Genomic DNA, 1,263 nt, shown 5'->3' with positions numbered 1-1,263 from the left:
CCCACAAGGCCGACCCGGTCTCCGCGCTGATCCGCCAGCGGCCGTTCCAGGACGTCTCCTCGCCCGGTGCGCACCAGCTGCCGTTGTAGACGAAGCGGGTGCCGCCGGTGAACTCGAACGCCGCGACGGCTGCGGCGTCCCCGGCGTACCAGCTCCAGCCCGGGTTGTACGCATCGCAGTACACCGAGATCGGTTCGGCCCCGATCAGGAAGCGGGCCGCGTCGAAGTGGTGGATGGCCATGTCGACCAGCAGCGGGTGGTCCATCTGCTCCCGGAACCCGCCGAAATGCGGGGCTTTGAAGAACTCGCAGCCCACCGAGCCGACCACGCCGAGATCGTGGATAGCTGACCGGAGCCGGCGGATGGTTCCGTAGTAGCGGCGAGACTGGCTGATCATCAGCAGCTGCCCGCTGAGCTCGGCGGCGGCGACCATGGACAGCGCCTGGGCCACGTTCGGGGCGATCGGCTTCTCGCACAGGACGGGAAGCCCCGCGAACAGGGCCTCTAGATTGACCGGATGGTGCGCGACTGGAACGGTGACGTTGACCACCGCGTCGGCGCCGACGTCGCGAGCGAGCCGCGAGGCCGATGTGCCGGTGGGCAGATGGGGCATCCCGGCCGCGTCGGCTCCGCGTCGTGCCGCCTCCTGGTCGAGGTCGACCAGGCCGACCATCTCCGTGTCCGGCGACGCGGAGATGGTCCGCAGCCATGCCTGTCCCATCGCCCCTGCACCGACCTGGACCAGCCGTACGGGTGGGCTCGTTGGGGTGTCCCTCATGTGAAGCCCCTTCGGTCCGTTGGCCACGCTCACGCGTCGGAGCTCTTGAGCGGGCCGTCGTATCCGTGGCCGGTGAAGAAGTCGCCGGACTCGTAGCGGAGCAACGTCGGGGCCGAGCGGGTGGGCATGTCGGAGCGCGCCCACTCGACACCGTTGGCGATGACCCGTCTGATGTCCTTGTGGTGGTAGACGGGGTAGTCCTGGTCACCGGGGGAGAAGTAGAAGATCTTGCCGTGGCCACGACGGAACGTGCAGCCGCTGCGGAACACCTCTCCGCCGCTGAACGAGCTGATGAAGATCAGTTCGTCCGGCGCCGGAATGTCGAACTGCTCGCCGTACATCTCCTGTGCCTCGACGATCATCGGGTGCGGTACCCCCTGGGCGATGGGGTGCGTCGGGTCGACGGTCCAGATGAGCTCGCGGTCGTTCTCGCTGCGCCAGCGCAGCGTGCAGGTGGTCCCCATCAGCTTGCGGAAGATCTTCGA

General features: G+C 68.0%; 2 protein-coding genes. Both read right to left on the bottom strand.

Annotation, left to right across the window (positions count from 1 at the left end; genetic code table 11):
• Positions 1–778: Gfo/Idh/MocA family protein (locus tag ELR45_RS04125; RefSeq protein ID WP_165367462.1), on the bottom strand; the 778-nt coding region annotated here is incomplete at its 3' end.
• Positions 779–807: 29 nt separating this feature from the next.
• Positions 808–1,263, bottom strand: a 456-nt coding sequence (locus tag ELR45_RS36855) for a ThuA domain-containing protein (RefSeq protein WP_205855906.1), incomplete at its 5' end; no start/stop codon positions are given.

Origin of the sequence: Phytoactinopolyspora endophytica (assembly GCF_004138495.1) — a bacterium.
Lineage (GTDB): Bacteria > Actinomycetota > Actinomycetes > Jiangellales > Jiangellaceae > Phytoactinopolyspora > Phytoactinopolyspora endophytica.
The sequence above is the reverse complement of the archived record's forward strand: the minus strand, read 5'-3'. Positions and strand labels throughout refer to the sequence as shown.